Raw genomic sequence first — 17462 nt, forward strand, 5'->3', positions numbered from 1 at the left:
GCGCGGGACGCGAGGGCTTTGCTATTGATCCGCTTGCGGATCGTATCAGCTGGCGGTGGGCAAGACGTAGTCCTTGAGCATTTCGCGGAGCTTGGTCTTCAGGACCTTGCCGGTTGCACCGATCGGGATTTCGTCGACCGCCACGACGTCATCCACATGGCTGATCTTCGGCAGCTGTTTGTTCACGAACTCCTTGATCTCGTTGAGATCAGCGTCCTTGTTCTTGAGCTGGACGACAAGAAGCGGCCGCTCGTCCCATTTCGGATGGGGCATGCCGAGGGCGGCGGCCTGAACCACTTCGGGGTGGTTGAGCGCGGCGTTTTCGATGTCAATCGAGCTGATCCACTCACCGCCGGACTTGATGACGTCCTTGGCCCGGTCGGTGATCTGCATCTGGCCGTTCGGATGGATGACGGCAACATCGCCGGTGTCGAACCAGCCGTCCTTCGTCAGCGCACTCTCCTCCGAACCGTAATAGGCCTTGATGATCCACGGGCCGCGGACCTGCAGGTGGCCTTCGGCCTTGCCATCATGGGGGAGAACTTCGCCTTTCTCGTTGACGATGCGCATGTCGACGAACGGCACGGGCTTGCCCTGGCGCAACATGAATTCGATGCGCTCGTCCACCGGTTTGTCGTAGAAACCCGGCGGCTCCATGTTGACCGTGCCGATGGGCGACATTTCGGTCATGCCCCATCCCTGGCGGCAGCGCACGCCGTATTTGTCGTAGCCGCGGATCAGGTACTCTGTCAGTGCCGAGCCGCCAATGAGGCTATATTTCAGCTTGCCGAAGTCGAGATTGTTCTCTTCCACATAGGCGAGAAGGTTGAGCCAGACCGTCGGCACACCGAGGGCATAGGTCACTCCTTCCTTGACGATCAGTTCATGGAGGCTGGCGCCGTCAAGGCCGGGGCCCGGCATGACGAGCTTCATGCCGAGAAGAAGCGCCCCATACGGAATACCCCACGCATTGACGTGGAACATCGGCACCACCGGCAGGCAGACATCGTCCTGCTGGCAGCCGAGAGATGTCGGAAGGCAGCTGACCAGCGACTGCAGCACCAGTGCGCGGTGGGAATAGAGGACGCCTTTCGGCTTGCCGGTCGTGCCCGAGGTGTAGCACATCGCGCAGGCTGTGTTCTCGTCGAAGGATGGCCAGTTGAACTCCTCCGGCTTGCCCGCGATCAGGGCTTCATAGCTTTTCGCTTTGAGGTCGTTCTGGCTCGTCTGTCCTTCGGGGCAGAGTTCGACATAGTGCTCGACGGACTTGAGGTAAGGCGAGAGGCCCGCAGCAAGAGGCGCGAAGGTCGCGTCGTAGAAGACCGCCTTGTCGCCAGCATGGGCCATGACATAGCCCGCATTCTCTGGCCCCAAACGAGGGTTGATCGTGTGGCAGACGGCGCCGATCCCGGCGAGCGCGTAATAGAGTTCGAGCTGGCGATGGGTGTTCCAGCCGATCACGCCGACACGGTCGCCCATGCCGATGCCCATTTCGGTCAGCGCATGGGCGAGTTGCGCGATGCGCTTGCCCGCGTCGCGGTAGGTGTAGCGATGCATCCCGCCCTCAACGAGGCGCGTGACGATCTGCTGTTCGGGAGCGTTGCGAAGCGCGTGGCGCAGGATATCGGTGAGCAGCAAGGGCACATCTTGCATCAGTCCGAGCATGAAATTCCTCCGGGCGGATTGTTTTTGGTCGTTGCCGCCATCGTAGGGAACCCCGCCGCGCATGCAAGCACGGGCGGCGATGGCATCGCCGCCCGGCTATCGCGGGACCTGAAGTGGGACAAAGCGGCAGGAGCTTTGCAACAGGCCCCGAAGAAGCGCCCTAGTCCGGGTTATCGCTGGAGGCGCAGCGATTCCTTGTAGTGCTTCTTCTCTTCCCGGCTGAGACCCTGGCGCTCGATGAAGCGCAGCATCTCTTCGGAGGCGAACCGGTCGCGGCCACCGGTGGCACAGACCGCGCGGATGCGCTTGCCACCTTCGATCCGCTCACTGAGGATGATAGGCTTGTCGCTCTCTTCCTGATGGTCAGCGCATTCATCGGCAAGTTCTTCGAGGGCTTCACCCGCGACCTCCATCTTCGCGCCCCACGCCTCCATACGTTCGCCGAAGGCTTCCATTTCCTCTCCGAAGGCTTCCATGGCGACTTCGAACTCGGTCATGTCGGGCTCGTCGGGGATGAGGATCCAGGTCCCTTCCTCGGTCTCGCGCGTTTCGAGTTTCGGCGCCTTGATTTCGACCTTCGGGGCTTTCGGGGCGACAACCGGCGGGACCTTCAGGCCTTCGAAGGGGTCCGTCAGGAGAACCATCATCTCCTTGTGGCCGTCGTGGTCCACCAGGCCGATCCGGTCGGCGTGGTCGTCGTTATGAAGGCGGAGGCCATGCTTGCGCTCGCCTTTCGGGACCAGGACAGCGACCTTGCTATCCCCACCACCGAGATCGACGACCACCGGACGGTCGCCGTCGGAGAATGAATAACCATAGGTCTCGTCGCCGGATGTCCGCTTTTCACCCGGTCGGCGAAGCACAGCAGCCCGGTCGCCACGCTCCTTCGCGAGACCGGCGACCACGGCCACGGCCTCGCCATCGCGGCTCGCGAAGCGGAGAGGCTGCGCCTTGCCGATGAAGACATTCTTGCCGCCGGTATCGAGGTCGAAGCCAACCTCGCCATCCGTCTCGGGGAAAACATCGATATCGATGTCGTTTTCCCTGGCGAAATCCTCGAGCTCGTCGGCGTTGAGGAGCTTGCCTTCCGGATCAATGATCAGGTCGATCGACTCGCCCTTGCCGCGACCGACGCGGACTTCGATCCTGCGAAGCTCGCCGCCATCCCTGCCGCCTGAAAAGAAGACATTGGAGGAGTCCTCGCGGGCGCGTTCCCGAGCCCGTTCGATCGCTGCTTCTGCCCGCGCGCGGGCTTGGTCGCGGCGCTCCCGGCTTTCCTCGCTGCGCCATTCGAGCTGCTTGCGCTCCTGCTTCATCTCCTTGCGAGCGGCCTCGAGTTTCTTCTCGAGCTTGGCCCGCTCCTTGTCGGAGAGGCCCTCGACACGCAGCACTCGGATCTTGTCTTCAAGCTGAAGCTCCTTGTCAGCGAGGCGTTCAAGAGCGATCTCCAGCTCGCGTTCCGTGACCGTCTCCTCGTCCTCGATTTCGGCGAGGAAGCGTTCCCATTCCTTGTCCTCGACCTTGTCGAATCCGTCCTTCTCCTTCGCCGCCTCCTTCTCTGGGTGCACATATTCGGTGACGGTGGTGGAGCTGGCGGTGAAGCCGGCAACGGCGAGGGCCGAGACACCTGCGGTCAGGATGAAGGCGTAGCGCCGGAAAGGTGTTCCAAGAGGGTTCTGCATACGAACGATCCGTTCCTTGAGACTGTGATCCAGGGTCAGCGCCGGGACCGGGCGCCCGATGCTGGCGGCTTTCAGGAGAAGCTCCGCGTAACCCTTGGTGCTGACACCGAGGTCCCGGACGGCTTCGTCGCAAGCGGCTTCCTGGTCGGCGCGGAGCGCTTTGCGGGCATGCCGGGTCAATGGGTTGAACCACTGCAGGGCGAAGGAGATCTCCGAAAGGAGGAGCACGGAGAGATCATGCCGCCGCAGGTGGATCAGCTCGTGGAGCAGCGCCATTTCCTGCTCTTCCTCATCATAGCGCTCGGCAAAATCGACCGGCAGGGCGAGGAGCGGCTTGCGAAAGCCCATGAGCTGGGGTGTATCGGCGGCGCCTGACACCACGAGGGTGAAGTTCTTTTTCGTGCCTACGCGGTCGGCGGCGTCCTCCGCCATCCTTGCCAACGCCTCGGGGACGTCGGCGGATTCGGCCAAAAGCGTCTTCCGCCATGAAGCCGCCCTGCCGGCACAGAGCGCCAGTGCGACGACGACACCGAGGAACCACAGGCTGAGAACCAGCGAAGCAAGGACTTCAGCTGTGATCAGCTCCCGGAACATCGGCAAGAACTGGGCCAAAGCCGGAGTCTCTTCGACGGGACCCGCATAGGTCATGACGGCATCGCGGACGCCAGGTTCGGGGTTCGCCACGGGCTGCGGTTCGAATGTCCAGTTCTCGCCGGTGGGGGCGAGCGGCGCGGAGTCGGTCGGGGACGGGACTTCGATCGTCTCCCTGCGCGTCACTGTCGGGGCAAATAGGCGGAGCGCAGGGAGCGACCAAAGAAGGATGGCGGCGCGGGAGCCGAAGCGGGCCGTGACCGGGCCGCGGAGGCTGAGCGCCAGGATGATCAGCAGGCTGACCCAGAACGTGGTCTCGAGACCGTGGATGAGGAATTCGCTAGCGGTCATCTTTCAGTCTCCGAACCAGGTTCTCGAGTTCTTCGATGTCATCGTCCGAGAGGTCGCGGGCATCGGCGAGATGCGCGACCAGCGGGGCGGCCTTGCCGCCGAAGAGCGTGTCGGCGAGACGGCCCACGGCGCTCTTTCTGTGCTCGGAGCGTTTGACCAGCGGATGGTAGAGGTAGCGGCGCCCCTCAGGCTCGGCGCGCAGGGCGCCCTTGTCCACAAGACGGGCGAGCAGCGTCTTCACGGTCTTGTCGGACCAGTCCTTGTCCTCGATCCGCGCGACGACGTCGGCGGCAGCGAGACCAGGGTCGGACCACAGGACCTCCATGACACAGAGCTCTGCATCGGAAATGCGCATAGCGTTCCCTCTATGACTACGGATGTAGGCTTATGCTATGACTACAGATGTGGTCAAGCCAGAATGTCGCAGATGTCCTCGGAGTCATGGTGAACGTGTCTTGCCTGCCACGAGGCAGGTTCATGAAGCTGTTTTACCGCGTCTTTTTTGTCGGCGCCGGGACGGCTGCGATGCAACGGCGCGGCGCGGGGAGCGGCGAAGCGGAACGAAACGCGCCACTGGGAGCCGATCCCCCGAGCAAAGCGCCATGCCGTCGCCGCCAGCGCTTCCCCTCGCCCCCGTTCCCCGCTATCCGCGCCGTCCCATGCTGCACATCAATGACCTCACCTACCGGATCGAGGGGCGGACGCTGTTCGATCAGGCGACCGCCATGATCTCGGACGGCTGGAAGGTCGGCTTCACCGGACGCAACGGGACGGGGAAATCGACCCTCTTCCGCATCATCCGTGACGAAATCAGCCCTGACGCCGGCTCGGTCTCGATCCGTCCCGGCGCACGGGTCGGCGGCGTGGCACAGGAAGCTCCGGCGACCGAAGAGAGCCTGCTCGACACGGTGCTGAAGGCCGATGAGGAGCGCCACGCCCTCCTCGCCCGCGCCGAGAGCGAGACGGACCCGATGAAAATCGCCGAGATCCAGACGCGCCTCGCGGATATCGAAGCGCATTCGGCCGAAGCGCGCGCCGCGGCGATCCTTTCGGGGCTCGGCTTCTCCACCAAAGAACAGGCCCGTGCGTGTGCGGAATTTTCGGGTGGCTGGCGGATGCGCGTGGCGCTGGCGGGGGTCCTTTTTGCAAGGCCGGACCTTCTCCTGCTCGACGAGCCGACGAACTATCTCGACCTTGAAGGCGCGGCTTGGCTCGAGAGCTATATTGCGAAGTATCCCTATACAGCTCTTATCATCAGCCACGACCGCGGGCTGCTCAACCGCTCGGTGACGCATACGCTCGCGCTGGACCAGAAGAAGCTGTCCGTACACAACGGCGGCTACGACACCTATGCCCGGCGGCGCGCGGAACAGGCGCGGCTCGCCTCCATGCAGGCGGAGAAGATCGAGGCCCAGCGCGCGCACATGCAGGCCTTTGTCGACCGCTTCAAGGCCAAGGCGTCGAAGGCCAAGCAGGCCCAGAGCCGGGTAAAGGCGATCGAGAAGCTGGCCAGTGTCGACCTGCCGGTCGCCGAGCGCACGACACCGTTCCACTTCCCCTCGCCCAAGCCGCCCATGGCGCCGCCGATCGTGCGGCTTCAGGACGCCGACATCGGCTATGAGGAAGGCAACCCCATCCTCCGGAAGATCACTCTACGGATCGATAATGACGATCGCATTGCGATCCTGGGCGCCAATGGCCAGGGCAAGTCGACGCTGGTGAAGGCGATCTCCGGACGTCTGCCGGTGATGTCGGGCAATCTGTTCAAGCACAAGAAGCTCAAGATCGCCTATTTCGCGCAACACCAGCTCGACGAGCTGAAGCCGAAGCAGACGCCCTTCGAGCACGTCCGTACCCTGATGCCCGACGGGACCGAGGCGGAAGTCCGTTCGCGGACGGCCCAGCTCGGCTTCGGCGCGCTGAAAGCGGACACCAAGGTCGAGAATATGTCCGGCGGCGAGAAGGCGAGGCTCCTCTTTGGACTGATCACCCTCGACAACCCCCACATGATGATCCTCGACGAGCCGACCAACCACCTCGACATCGACAGCCGCGACGCGCTGATCGAGGCGCTGAACGCATATGAGGGCGCGGTGCTCCTCATCACCCACGATGCGCACCTGGCCGAAGCCGTGGCAGACGTTCTGTGGGAAGTGCGCGACGGCGACGTGCACCGGCTCGATGACAGCCTCGAGGACTACCGCGCAAGGGTGCTGGCGGCGGAGAAGAAGGAGACGCGCAGGGAAAAACCCCAGGCCGAGACCGCAGCGGACCGCAGGCGCGACGCTGCGGAGAAGCGCAAGGCGCTGCAGCCCCTCAAGAGGAAAGTCACCGATTCCGAGAAGCTGATGGAAACGCAGTCGGCGCTGATCGCGAAGCTGGACGACGCCCTCGCCGACCCTGCCCTCTACGAGAAAGACCCTGCCAAGGCCGCGGATCTCAACAAAAAGAGGGCCGACGCTGTGCGGGCTCTGGAGGCGGCGGAAGAAGCCTGGCTCGAGGCCAGTGCGGCTTACGAAGAGGCGTCCGGGGACGCGTGAACTCTTCGCAACTGCGAAATCCCCATTTGGCGATGGAACCTTTTGGCGGTAATACCCTGTTGAGCATATCTCACAGTCATGGGGACAACATGAAAAAACTCACGATCCTGGCCAGCGCAGTCTCGCTGCTCGCCATCGCCGCCTGCGGTGACAACGAAACCGAAGCCGAAGAGTCGCTCGACGAAGCCGTCGAGGAAATGCAGGGCTCGACCGAAGAAGCCACTGAAAATATGGGCGAAGCCGTGGAAGACATGGGCGACGCCATGCAAGACGCTGCCGAAGACACCATGGATGCCATGGAAGACACGGCCAACGACGCCGGTGAAGCCATGGAAGATGCTGCGGACAACGTCGGCGAAGCCATGGAAGATGCTGCGGACGACGTCGAAGACGCCATGGACCCGCAGGTCGATGAAGAAGACCCGACCCGCTGAACCACGGTCACTTCGAATGCAGAAAGCCCCGCCCCGGCGGGGCTTTTTCTTTGGACAGCGGCGCGAAGGCTTGGAACATTGCGCATGGAGGTCCGGCGCAGGGACGCGCCGGACGGGGAGGATGACGATGCTGAAGTTTCTTGCGAGCCTGATCGTTTCGCTGGCCGGGATCGGCCTTCTTGTCATCGGGGTCATTGGACCGCTGACCGTTCCGGGCGTACCGAAGCTCGCCGATATCGGCCTCTACGCCGTGCTGCCGGTTGCGATGATCGCGGTGAGCATCAGCTACACGAGCTCGACGATCCTCAAATTCCTGCTGACCATCGTGCTGATCGCGGCGATCGCCGTTCTTGGCTATGTGGCGCTGGCGTTCTTTGCTTGAAAGCAGGGCTTAGTAGCGCGGACGGTAGTCCCGCAGGCCCAGCTCCTCCTGCAACATGAACAGTGCCGCCTCGGCCCGGGCCAGGTCGCGCTCGCGGTCCCGCAGGAAGAACCGCACGCGGTACTCGCGCCGGTCGAAATCGTCGAGCTCGTCGTAATAGTCCTCGAGCTGACGGCGGAAGTTCTTGCGCTTCTCGTCCGAAAGGCCGTCGTCATAGGCCAGCTTGTCACGGATCTCTTCGATCTCGCGGCGGACAAACCGGCGGCGGTTGAAGAGCCGCTCATATTCGTTGCGCGCGCGAGCGACATCGCGGCGGGCATTGAAATACTCGATCGTGATGCGATGGATGCGGGCGAGTTCCGGTGCGTTGCCGCAGACGGCGGCACTGCCGCGTCCGCGCATGCCGGCCTCGTAGACGCCTTGGGGCGTGCAGTAGGTCTTGAGCCCTTCCTTGCGTCCACGCTCATAGGCGACCGAGTCCGGACGGATGCCGTAGCGGCCACATTCCTTGACATAGCGCTGGAAGGCGCCCGAACTCGATCCATTGGCACCATCGTTCTGGCCGACGAGCTCCCAATCCGAATACTGACATTCTTCTTCGGAAAAAGTGGCACAGGATGCCAGCACGGCCGCCGCCATCAAGAGGGGGAAAATTAGACGGAAAACCACTGCCCTGACTCCCTGCGCCACAGCGACGCTGACACCTCTGTCACGAAACTGCAAGGAAGCATCACTCGACGAGATGCTTGTTCTCAATTCGCAAAACCCGCGGGAGCCTAGCGGCAAGACCTTGATCGTGGGTTGCCATGACGAGCGCCACGCCCTCCTGGGCCACGAGTTCTAGGAAGAGGTCGAAAACCTTGGCCGAGGTCTCCTGGTCGAGATTGCCCGTCGGTTCGTCCGCCAACAGCAGCCGTGGTCGGTTGGCCAACGCCCGCGCGATCGCGACGCGCTGCTTCTCGCCGCCCGACAGCTCAGGAGGCTGATGGGTCAGCCGCTCCGCTAGGCCAAGCCGGGTGAGGAGTTCTGTCGCGCGCTCCCTCGCCGCGGCCTTGGACGCGCCCTTGATGAGCATCGGGACCATGACATTCGTGACGGCGTTGAACTCAGGCAACAGGTGGTGGAACTGGTAGACGAAGCCGATCTTGTCCCGGCGGATGGCGGTGCGCTCGCGGTCCGAGAGCGCCTTCGTCGCCCTCCCCTCGATCAGGACCTCGCCTTCGCTTGGCTCTTCGAGGAGGCCTGCGATGTGGAGGAGCGAGGACTTGCCCGAACCCGACGGGCCGAGCAGCGCTGCAGCCTCGCCGCGCCCCACGCGGAGGTTCAGCTTCTCGAAAATCAGGAGCTCACCATAACGGCGGGTGATGTTGTGAAGGTCAAGGACATCACTCATAACGAAGCGCCTCCACCGGATCGAGCTTTGATGCCCGCCATGCGGGATAGGCTGACGACAGGAGGGCCATCGACAGGGCGAAGACGAGGACGAAGAGCACCTCGCCGGGGTCGATCGCGAAGGGCACCTCGCTCAGGTAGTAGACATCCGGCGGGAAAAGGCAGGTGTCAAATTGCCTGCAAAGATACTGGTCAAGCGGTCCAAGATTCGAGGCCAGCGCGACGCCCGTAATGACCCCAAGGATTGCGCCCGTCACGCCGATCAGCGCCCCGACCATGAGGAAGATTCGCATGACCGAGTTCGCCGTCGCACCTACCGTGCGCATGACGGCGATGTCGCTGGTCTTGTCTTTCACCAGCATGACGAGGCTCGAAATGATGTTCAGGGTCGCGATGGCGATAATCAGTGACAGGATGATCCGCATCAGCCCGCGTTCTGTCTGGAGGGCATTGAAGAAGGTCTTGAATCTGTCCCGCCAGTCGAACAGCAGCACTCCCGGCCCTGCCGCCTCACGGATCGCGTCGAGATAGAGGTCGATTTCGATCGGCTTTTCGACCCGCATCTCGATTTCGGTGATCTGCCCGCGCTTGCCCGAGAAGAGCTGCGCCTCCTCGATCGGCATATAGGCGAGGATGTTGTCGTATTCGTAGTTCCCTATGCGGAAGACCGCGTCGATCCGGTAGGACTTCTGCGTGGTCGGCAGGGTCCCGAAGGGGGTTTCGCGCTGGCGGTTGGTGACGAGGGTGATGTACTCCCCTGCCCGCGCCTGAAGCTTGTTCGCGACGCCATAGGCGATGACGATGCCCGGATCCTCGGTGTTCACACCGTAACCGTCGAAAGAGCCCTCGAGCAGCGAGCGGGGCCCTGTCACCTCCTCGATCTTCATCAGGTCATCGCGGGCGACGCCCTGGATATAGACGGGAGCCTGCCCCCCCGAAGGAGCGAGAGCGAAGGCTTCGACCTTCAGCACCGGGACAACGAAGGTCACGCCGTCCACGCTTTCGAGGGTTTCAAGGTAGCCGTCCCCGTCGGGCAAGGTCTTGTCCACAGGCTGGACGAAGACGTGACCGTTCACGCCGAGGAGCTGCTCGAGCAGCGTGATTCGGAAGCCCTGCATCACCGACATGACGACGATGAGCGTGGCCACCGAAAGCAGAATGCCAAGAAAGGCGATAGCGGAGATCAGGCTGACCCCCGCACCGCGGCGGGTGGCCCGCAAATAACGCAACGCCAACATACGCTCGAAAAGCCCGAAGGGCTTCGAGGCGGACTGATCGCTCATCGGGGAACTTCCCTTTGTCTTCTTCGCATGTGGCAAGTTCCGCTAGCGCCGACAAGCGACGGGTGGGAAAGGTTTTGCCGGGAGGGAAGAGGCGGTGACAGGAGACTGGATGCCGAAACGCGACGGCGTGCCGGGGCACGAGGCCCTGCAGGGTCGCCTCGTGACCCTGACCCCCATCGCCGAAGCCAACGTGGCGGAGACGCTGGCTGGCGCGATGGTCGCTGAGGAGGCCGCGCTCTGGCGCTGGATGGGTATCGGCCCCTTCAGGGACGAGGTCGCCTTCCTCGCGATGGTGGCGCGGCAGAATGCGCAGGGCGTCAACCTGATGGCCATTGCGAAACCAGGTGGACCGCCCCTCGGCATGGCGGCCTTCATGCGCATGAAGCCCGAGCATGGCTGTGCCGAGATCGGCTCGGTCGCCTATGGCGCGAAACTGCAGCGGAGCCGCGAGGGGACCGAGGCGATCTACCTGATGCTGCGGCACCTGTTCGAGGATTTCGGCTGGCGCCGGGCCGAGTGGATCTGCAACGCGGAGAACGCGCCATCCGCGCGCGCGGGCGAGCGCTACGGCTTCGGCTATGAGGGAACATTCAGGCAGCACCGCTGGGTCAAGGGCGCGAACCGGGACACGAAGTGGTTCGCGATGCTCGACCATGAATGGCCGCAAAGAAAAGCCGCCTTCGAGGCATGGCTCGATGACGGCAATTTCGATGCTGGCGGGCGACAAAAACGGCCGCTTCAATCGTTCATGTAGATAGTCATTCCGGGGCAACTGAAGGGTGAGCCCGGAACCCAGACGGTGATCTCTTTGGGTCCCGAGCAGCGGCTTTGCCGCTCTCGGGATGCCAGGGATTAGGCGCTCAGAAGCGTCGGCTCGACCGGCTCCACTGTCTGGGCGCCTGCCGTGACCGCCGGGGCAAGGCCAGAGGCGCGCGGCAGGAGGTTGTCGCAATAGAAGCTCGCAATGTGGATGCGGCTATCGAAATAGTCAGCCCGCGACGGGTCCTGCTTCTTCGCTTCCAGCGCGGAGATCGCCCCCTTCAACAGGTAGTGACCGCCTGCGATATAGCCGAACTGGTCGAGATAGGGCGTGCCGCCGGCGAGGCCCTCCTCGGGGTTGGTCTGCATGGCGGAGACCATCCACTCCGTGTTCTGACGGAGGCTTTTGGCTTCGAGCTTCATGCGTTCGCCCGCGCGCTTGAGATCGGCATCGCCAGTGGCGATCGCCGCGTCGGCGTTCGCCATCGCCTCGTCGATGAAGTCATAGGCAAGCTTGCCCGAACCCATGCCAAGCTTCCGGCCGATGAGGTCGATGCCCTGGATCCCGTTGGTGCCTTCGTAAATCGTGCAGATCCTCACGTCACGGAAGAATTGCGCGGCACCGGTCTCCTCGACATAGCCCATGCCGCCATGGACCTGGATGCCGATATTCGTCGTCTCGAGGGCACGGTCCGAGGAAAAGGCTTTCGAGATCGGCGTCAGCAGCTCCTCGCGCTCTTTCGCGGCTCGTGCGACATCAGGATCGGGCGAACGGCGCGCGAGGTCATAAGCGACCATGTTGGCGAAGCAGATGGCCTTCGACGCATCGGTCAACGCCTTCATCGTATACAGGTTGCGGCGAACGTCCGGGTGGTTCCAGATCGGTGTCGCCGGGCCTGCCTTGACGCCGAACTTGCGGCCCTGCGGCCGGTCAAGGGCATATTCGAGAGCCTTCTGGAATGAAGCCTCGCCCACCGAAGCGGCCTGCATCCCGACGTCGATCCGGGCCGCGTTCATCATGACGAACATGTTCTTCAGCCCCTCGTTCTCCTTGCCCACGAGGGTGCCGATGCACTGGTCGTTATCGCCATAGGCCATGACGCAGGTGGGCGAACCATGCTGGCCCAGTTTCTCCTCGATGGAGACCACCTTGACGTCGTTATGCTCACCGATGTTGCCATCGCTGTCCACACGGAATTTCGGCACAAGGAACATCGAGATGCCGCGGGTGCCCTCTGGAGCGTCAGGCAGGCGCGCAAGGACAAGGTGGACGATGTTGTCCGCCATGTCGTGGTCGCCATAGGATATCCAGATCTTCTGGCCCTTGATGTTGTAGGTGCCGTCGCCGTTCGGCGTCGCCTTGGTCTTGATGGTGGCGAGGTCGGAGCCGGCCTGCGGCTCGGACAGGTTCATCGTGCCCGACCATTCCGCGGTGGTCAGCTTGCCGAGATAGAGCCGTTTCTGCTCCTCGGTGCCGAAGGCGAGGAGCGCCTTCACGGCGGCGGTGGTCAGCATGGTGCCCATGGCGAAGCTGATGCAGGCGCCCTGCATCGCATCGACGACGGCGAGCGCGACAGAGTTCGGCAGGTTCTGCCCGCCCCACTCCTCCGGGAAGGCGACCGAGTTCCAGCCCGCCTCGACATATTGCTTGTAGGCTTCCTTGAAGCCTGGCGTGGTGATGACCCTGCCATTCTCGAGGCGCGCGCCCTGCTGGTCCGAGATTCGGTTGAGAGGCGCGAGGATGTCGTTTGCGAACTTGCCGGCCTCTTCGAGCACCGCTTCGAGGAAATCGTCGGAAAGGTCCTCGAAGGCACCAGTGGCGCGGACCTGGTCGAAATCCGCAGAGTGATTCAGCAGGAACTGAACGTCTTTGACCGGGAAATTGTAGGGCATAAAGCGTTTCTCCCTTATCGGGGTTTTACATCGTTGGACGCCTTGTGCGGCAGACAGGACCGGAAAGCAAAGTGACGAAGGGCAGCAGAATGTTGCGCAATGCAGCCGAGGCGGCGGAGATCCTTGCCGCGGGTGGCCTCTGCGCCCTGCCGACCGAGACAGTCTATGGCCTCGCGGCCCTTGCCGAGAATGGCGAGGCGGTGGCGAGGATCTACGAAACCAAGGGCCGCCCGCGCTTCAACCCGCTGATCGTGCACTGCGCGTCGCTGGAGCAGGTCGGGCGCGTGGTGAAGCTCGACCACTGCGCGCGGGGACTCGCTGCGCTGTTGTGGCCAGGGCCGCTGACCATCGTTCTTGAGAAACAGGAGGACGCGCCGGTGTCGGAGCTGGCGGGCGCGGGCCTCGACACGCTGGCCGTCCGGATCCCCCGACATCCTCTGATCCGCGAGGTCATCGAAATCCTTGGCAAGCCCATCGTCGCGCCCTCCGCCAACCGTTCGGGCAAGCTCAGCCCGACCGCGGCAGGGCATGTGGTGGCCGAGTTCGGCGATGCGGTCCCCGTTCTCGACGGCGGGCCTTGCGAGGCGGGCATCGAAAGCACGATCATCAGCCTCGCGAAAAGCAGGCCGACGCTCTTGCGTCCCGGCGCGATCCCTGCGCGGGAGGTCGAAGCGCGGCTGGGCCACCCGCTTCAGGCTCCCGGCGGCGGCATCGAAGCGCCGGGGATGCTGGCGAGCCACTACGCGCCCAATGCGGCGCTGAGGCTGAATGCTCAGGCAGCGCGGGAGGGTGAAGTGCTGCTCGGCTTCGGCGGGACGGACGGTGCCGCGCTTGACCTGTCGCCGTCGGGGGACCTGCGCGAGGCAGCTGCGAACCTTTTCAGCCATCTCAGGAAGCTCGATGAGCGGGGCCAGCCAATCGCGGTCGCTGCGATCCCCGAAGAAGGCCTCGGCGTCGCGATCAATGACAGGCTCCGGCGCGCCGCTGCGCCCCGGGGATGACCCGGGCCGGGGGCGTGATAAGGACGACGGCCTCGGGAGGACAGACCATGACCATCAGCCGCCGCGCGCTTCTCGCGCTGACCCCTGTCGCGCTTGCCGCCTGTACGACGGACGAGCTCAATTCGGTGCTGGGCGATGTCCTGGGCGGGACCACCGGTCGCGGAGGCCTGACCCCGGCGGAGGCGGCGGAAGGCATCCGCGCCGCGCTTGACCAAGGGGTCAGCGCGGCCATCGCGCGGGTCGGCCGGACCAATGGCTATCTCGGCGATCCGACCATCCGGATCCCCCTTCCGGCGCGGCTTGCGAGCATACAGACGACTCTCAGGCGCTTCGGCCTCTCGGCGCTGCTGGACGATCTCGAAGTCCAGATCAACCGCGGCGCCGAAGTGGCGGCTCCGCAGGCGCGCTCGATTTTCGTCGCGGCGATCCGCCAACTGACGATACCCGACGCCATTGCCATCGTGAATGGCGGGCCGACAGCAGCGACCGACTATTTCAAGCGCACCACGACCCCGAAGCTCACGAACCTCTTCACACCGATCATGACGGACGCCCTACAACGCGCAGGCGCGATCCAGACCTTCGACCAGATGGTGACCCGGCTCGAAGGCATCCCCCTCGCCCCGCAGCTGGGTGCCGATGCGAAGCAGGACCTCATCCGCCACGGCGTGACCCGCGGCCTCGAAGGGCTCTTCGTCTACATCGCCGAAGAGGAAGCGCAGATTCGGCAAAACCCGGCCAAGCGGACGAGCGAGATCCTTCGGCGGGTATTCGGGTAATCTCGTCATCTCCGAAAGCGAACAAGCGCTGATCCGTAACACGTGGCTGAACGAACGGCCCGGCAGCCCGAACTTGCGTTCTATATCCTCAAAGAGCATCTCCCGCCCATGACCAAGATCCCCGAGAGCGCCCTTCAAGCCCTGCGCGCCGTCGCTGACCCGAAGTCGATCCTGCCTGAGGATGCATGGGCGCCGCATCTCGAGGAATGGCGCGGCCGCTGGCCCGGCGAGACGCCGCTGGTGCTCGCGCCGGGGTCGACCGAAGAGCTTTCGAGGATCATGGCCGCGGCCTACGCCCATGGTGTCGCCGTGGTACCGCAGGGCGGCAACACCGGCCTCGTCGGCGGCGGCGCCGCGAAAGGAGAGGTCATCATCACGACCAAGCGCCTGCGCAAGGTGCGTGACGTCTCGCCCGAAGGCTTCACCATGACGCTCGAGGCCGGCATCACCCTGCAGGAAGCGCAGCAGGAAGCCGAGAAAGCCGACCGCCTTTTCCCCCTCTCGATCGGCGCGGAGGGAACGGCGAATATCGGCGGTGTGCTGAGCACAAATGCAGGGGGCGTGCATGTCCTGCGCTACGGCAATGCGCGGGACCTGGCGCTCGGCCTCGAAGTCGTACTTCCGGATGGACGCATCTGGGAGGGACTCAACGCGCTGCGCAAGAACAACACAGGCTACGATCTCAAGCACCTGTTCATCGGCGGCGAGGGAACGCTCGGCATCATCACCGCCGCTGTCCTCAAGCTCTATCCGCGTCCAAAGGATCACGTGACGGCGTTCCTCGCTGTTCCGTCCCCGGAGCATGCCGTGAAACTCCTGTCGATGGCGCAGGACCGGTCCGGCGGGCAGCTTGGCAGTTTCGAACTGATGAACGCCGGGACTGTGGATCTCGTGCTCGAGCATTTTCCCGACCTTCCGCGCCCGGTTAAAGAGCGGGCGCCCTGGTATGTGCTGATGGAGTTCGCCTCGGGCCAGAAAGGCATTCTCGCGCAGGTGGCAGGGGGTATCCTCGAAAACGCCTTCGAGGAGGGGCTCGTCAGCGACGGCACCATTGCCACCTCAGAGGCGCAGGCCCGCGCCCTGTGGACGATCCGGCATAATGCTTCGGAGGCAATGAAAAACGACCCCTCGCCTTGCGTGAAGTGTGACGTGAGCGTCCCGATCGCCTCGATCCCGGCGTTCCTCCGGCGGGCGGACGAGACGGTGCACGGCATGGAACCCGGTGCACGGATCATCGCCTTTGGCCATATGGGCGACGGCAACATCCACTACGACATCCTCGGTCCGAAGGATGGCCCGCACGATGCGTGGCGCGCGCGGATGACCGATTTCGAGCATAGTATCCATGATGTCGTGGTGGAGTTCGGCGGGTCGATCTCGGCCGAGCACGGTATCGGCCAGCTCAAGCGTGACGAGCTTGCCGAGCGGAAGAGCCCGGTGGAGATGGACCTGATGCGGGCGATCAAGCACGCGATCGACCCCAAGGGCCTGATGAATCCTGGCAAGCTGCTCGGATAACCGAGGCGCAATTCAAGGAGATGGGCAAAATGCCCATCCCGAGCTAGGTTACGCTATCGAAAGCCTGAAACGTCCAGGGAAATTAGCGTCATTGGCGAGGAAGCGTAACATGTCGGTCCTGTCCGAGCTCACTGGAATCCTTGGCGGGACCAACGCCCACATCCTGCTGGCCGCGCTGGAACAGCTTGGCGAAGGCGTCATCGTTGCCGATACCGAGGGCAAGCTGATCTACGTCAATTCGGCTGCCGAGGCGCTCCACGGCGTCAAGGAACTGGACGTGGAGCCAGACAGGTATTCGGAAACCTACCACCTCCTGACCCCCGAGGGGGAGCCCCACCCCTTCGAGGACCTGCCCCTGGCACGCGCCGTGATGAAGGGCGAGACCGTCGAGAACGCACATTGGAAGATACGCAGGCCCGACGGGACGGAAGTCGACGCTGTCGGTACGGCGCGGCCGGTTCTTGATGAGAACGGCAAGCAGGTCGCCTCGGTTCTCACGATCTTCGACCGGACCGAAGACCTGCGTCGCCAGCGCGAACTCGACACCGCGCTCGCGGCCAAGGAGACGCTGCTCTACGAAGTGAATCACCGGGTGAAGAACAACCTCGCCATCGTCTCGTCGATGATGCGGATCCAGGCGCGTGCGGTGGAGGACAAAGCGGCCAAGAGGCTCTTCGAGGAGGCGTCGAGCAGGGTCCATACCCTCGCGGAACTCCACCGGAAGCTCTATCAGACCGGCCAGCACAACAAGATCGAAATCGTCAGCTATCTCTGCGAAAATGTCGAGGAAACTGTCGAAGCGCTTTCCTCGGGCAAGACCGTCTCCGTGCGGACCAAGACGAACGGGGTCGCAGACATGACCCTCGACAGGGCAGTGCCGTTCGTGCTGGCGGTCAACGAGCTGACGGTGAACTCCATGAAGCACGCCTTCGCGGACACCCCCGATCCACGGATCGAGCTGGAGATCGATGTGACGGAGACGGCCGTGGACGTGGTCTACCGTGACAATGGCTGCGGAATTTCCGAGGCATGCTATCAGCAAGCCATGAAAAGCCGTGGCCTCGGGCGGGCGTTGATCCTCAACCTGTCGAGCCAGCTTTCTGCAACCGTCGACGTCCTGACGGACCAGAAGGGCTATTGCGCCAATATCAGTGTGCCGATCGAGGCAGTCCGCTGAGGCGCGCCAGCGCCC

At 63.6% G+C, this 17462-nt stretch carries 15 protein-coding genes; 8 read left to right on the forward strand and 7 right to left on the reverse strand.

Annotated elements, in window-relative coordinates:
• Positions 1-45: 45 nt before the first annotated feature.
• From IE053_RS04885 to IE053_RS04895, 3 genes are all read right to left on the reverse strand, one after another.
• A complete protein-coding gene (locus IE053_RS04885; protein WP_189572658.1) occupies positions 46-1665 on the reverse strand; it encodes a long-chain-fatty-acid--CoA ligase in 1620 nt (539 codons plus the stop codon).
• Between the two features lie 170 nt (positions 1666-1835).
• The gene (locus tag IE053_RS04890) at positions 1836-4289 is read right to left on the reverse strand and encodes a M56 family metallopeptidase (RefSeq protein ID WP_189572661.1); all 2454 of its coding nucleotides are present in this window, start codon (positions 4287-4289) and stop codon (positions 1836-1838) included.
• Entirely contained in the window at positions 4279-4644 is a 366-nt protein-coding gene (locus tag IE053_RS04895; protein WP_189572664.1) for a BlaI/MecI/CopY family transcriptional regulator, read from the reverse strand. Before IE053_RS04895 ends, IE053_RS04890 begins: the two co-directional genes overlap by 11 nt.
• Before the next feature lie 247 nt (positions 4645-4891).
• Here IE053_RS04895 and IE053_RS04900 point away from each other — a divergent pair, with 247 nt between their 5' ends.
• The 3 genes from IE053_RS04900 to IE053_RS04910 all read left to right on the forward strand — a co-directional run bounded on the left by IE053_RS04900 (position 4892) and on the right by IE053_RS04910 (position 7645).
• A complete protein-coding gene (locus tag IE053_RS04900) occupies positions 4892-6829 on the forward strand; it encodes an ABC-F family ATP-binding cassette domain-containing protein (protein ID WP_229786061.1) in 1938 nt (645 codons plus the stop codon).
• 89 nt (positions 6830-6918) lie between these two features.
• Positions 6919-7263: a phasin family protein gene (locus IE053_RS04905; RefSeq protein WP_189572667.1), complete on the forward strand. Its 345-nt coding sequence runs from the start codon at positions 6919-6921 to the stop codon at positions 7261-7263.
• Between the two features lie 127 nt (positions 7264-7390).
• Positions 7391-7645, forward strand: a complete 255-nt coding sequence (locus IE053_RS04910) for a hypothetical protein (RefSeq protein WP_189572670.1) — start codon at positions 7391-7393, stop codon at positions 7643-7645.
• Positions 7646-7654: 9 nt separating this feature from the next.
• Here the strand turns inward: IE053_RS04910 and IE053_RS04915 are convergent, their stop codons facing one another.
• The 3 genes from IE053_RS04915 to IE053_RS04925 form a co-directional block, all read right to left on the reverse strand.
• Positions 7655-8314, reverse strand: a complete 660-nt coding sequence (locus tag IE053_RS04915) for a DUF2799 domain-containing protein (RefSeq protein ID WP_189572673.1) — start codon at positions 8312-8314, stop codon at positions 7655-7657.
• A gap of 61 nt (positions 8315-8375) precedes the next feature.
• Positions 8376-9038, reverse strand: a complete 663-nt coding sequence (locus tag IE053_RS04920) for an ABC transporter ATP-binding protein (protein ID WP_189572676.1) — start codon at positions 9036-9038, stop codon at positions 8376-8378.
• Complete coding sequence (locus IE053_RS04925; RefSeq protein WP_189572679.1) at positions 9031-10320, reverse strand: lipoprotein-releasing ABC transporter permease subunit; 1290 nt, start codon at positions 10318-10320, stop codon at positions 9031-9033. Before IE053_RS04925 ends, IE053_RS04920 begins: the two co-directional genes overlap by 8 nt.
• A gap of 109 nt (positions 10321-10429) precedes the next feature.
• On the opposite strand from IE053_RS04925, the gene IE053_RS04930 reads away from it, so the two are divergent.
• Positions 10430-11074, forward strand: coding sequence for a GNAT family N-acetyltransferase (locus tag IE053_RS04930; protein ID WP_189572682.1), 645 nt, complete (start codon positions 10430-10432; stop codon positions 11072-11074).
• Positions 11075-11172: 98 nt separating this feature from the next.
• On the opposite strand, the gene IE053_RS04935 is transcribed toward IE053_RS04930, so the two are convergent.
• Complete coding sequence (locus IE053_RS04935) at positions 11173-12972, reverse strand: acyl-CoA dehydrogenase (RefSeq protein WP_189572685.1); 1800 nt, start codon at positions 12970-12972, stop codon at positions 11173-11175.
• 89 nt (positions 12973-13061) lie between these two features.
• Between IE053_RS04935 and IE053_RS04940 the strand changes: the two genes are divergently transcribed.
• The 4 genes from IE053_RS04940 to IE053_RS04955 all read left to right on the forward strand — a co-directional run bounded on the left by IE053_RS04940 (position 13062) and on the right by IE053_RS04955 (position 17447).
• Positions 13062-13973 (forward strand): L-threonylcarbamoyladenylate synthase, encoded by a 912-nt coding sequence (locus tag IE053_RS04940; protein WP_189572688.1) that lies wholly within the window; start codon positions 13062-13064, stop codon positions 13971-13973.
• A gap of 47 nt (positions 13974-14020) precedes the next feature.
• Entirely contained in the window at positions 14021-14752 is a 732-nt protein-coding gene (locus IE053_RS04945; protein ID WP_189572691.1) for a DUF4197 domain-containing protein, read from the forward strand.
• 42 nt (positions 14753-14794) lie between these two features.
• Positions 14795-16270, forward strand: a complete 1476-nt coding sequence (locus tag IE053_RS04950; protein ID WP_229786062.1) for an FAD-binding oxidoreductase — start codon at positions 14795-14797, stop codon at positions 16268-16270.
• A 109-nt stretch (positions 16271-16379) separates the two neighbouring features.
• Positions 16380-17447, forward strand: a complete 1068-nt coding sequence (locus IE053_RS04955; protein WP_189572693.1) for a histidine kinase dimerization/phosphoacceptor domain -containing protein — start codon at positions 16380-16382, stop codon at positions 17445-17447.
• Positions 17448-17462: the final 15 nt, after the last annotated feature.

The organism is Parvularcula lutaonensis, from assembly GCF_014651915.1.
In the GTDB taxonomy this organism is placed as follows: domain Bacteria; phylum Pseudomonadota; class Alphaproteobacteria; order Caulobacterales; family Parvularculaceae; genus Parvularcula; species Parvularcula lutaonensis.

Coding starts and splice junctions, on each gene's coding strand:
- IE053_RS04885 (WP_189572658.1), bottom strand. CDS start 1,665: ATGCTCGGACTGATGCAAGATGTGCCCTTGCTGCTCACCGATATCCTG.
- IE053_RS04890 (WP_189572661.1), bottom strand. CDS start 4,289: ATGACCGCTAGCGAATTCCTCATCCACGGTCTCGAGACCACGTTCTGG.
- IE053_RS04895 (WP_189572664.1), bottom strand. CDS start 4,644: ATGCGCATTTCCGATGCAGAGCTCTGTGTCATGGAGGTCCTGTGGTCC.
- IE053_RS04900 (WP_229786061.1), top strand. CDS start 4,892: ATGCCGTCGCCGCCAGCGCTTCCCCTCGCCCCCGTTCCCCGCTATCCG.
- IE053_RS04905 (WP_189572667.1), top strand. CDS start 6,919: ATGAAAAAACTCACGATCCTGGCCAGCGCAGTCTCGCTGCTCGCCATC.
- IE053_RS04910 (WP_189572670.1), top strand. CDS start 7,391: ATGCTGAAGTTTCTTGCGAGCCTGATCGTTTCGCTGGCCGGGATCGGC.
- IE053_RS04920 (WP_189572676.1), bottom strand. CDS start 9,038: ATGAGTGATGTCCTTGACCTTCACAACATCACCCGCCGTTATGGTGAG.
- IE053_RS04925 (WP_189572679.1), bottom strand. CDS start 10,320: ATGAGCGATCAGTCCGCCTCGAAGCCCTTCGGGCTTTTCGAGCGTATG.
- IE053_RS04930 (WP_189572682.1), top strand. CDS start 10,430: ATGCCGAAACGCGACGGCGTGCCGGGGCACGAGGCCCTGCAGGGTCGC.
- IE053_RS04935 (WP_189572685.1), bottom strand. CDS start 12,972: ATGCCCTACAATTTCCCGGTCAAAGACGTTCAGTTCCTGCTGAATCAC.
- IE053_RS04940 (WP_189572688.1), top strand. CDS start 13,062: ATGTTGCGCAATGCAGCCGAGGCGGCGGAGATCCTTGCCGCGGGTGGC.
- IE053_RS04945 (WP_189572691.1), top strand. CDS start 14,021: ATGACCATCAGCCGCCGCGCGCTTCTCGCGCTGACCCCTGTCGCGCTT.
- IE053_RS04955 (WP_189572693.1), top strand. CDS start 16,380: ATGTCGGTCCTGTCCGAGCTCACTGGAATCCTTGGCGGGACCAACGCC.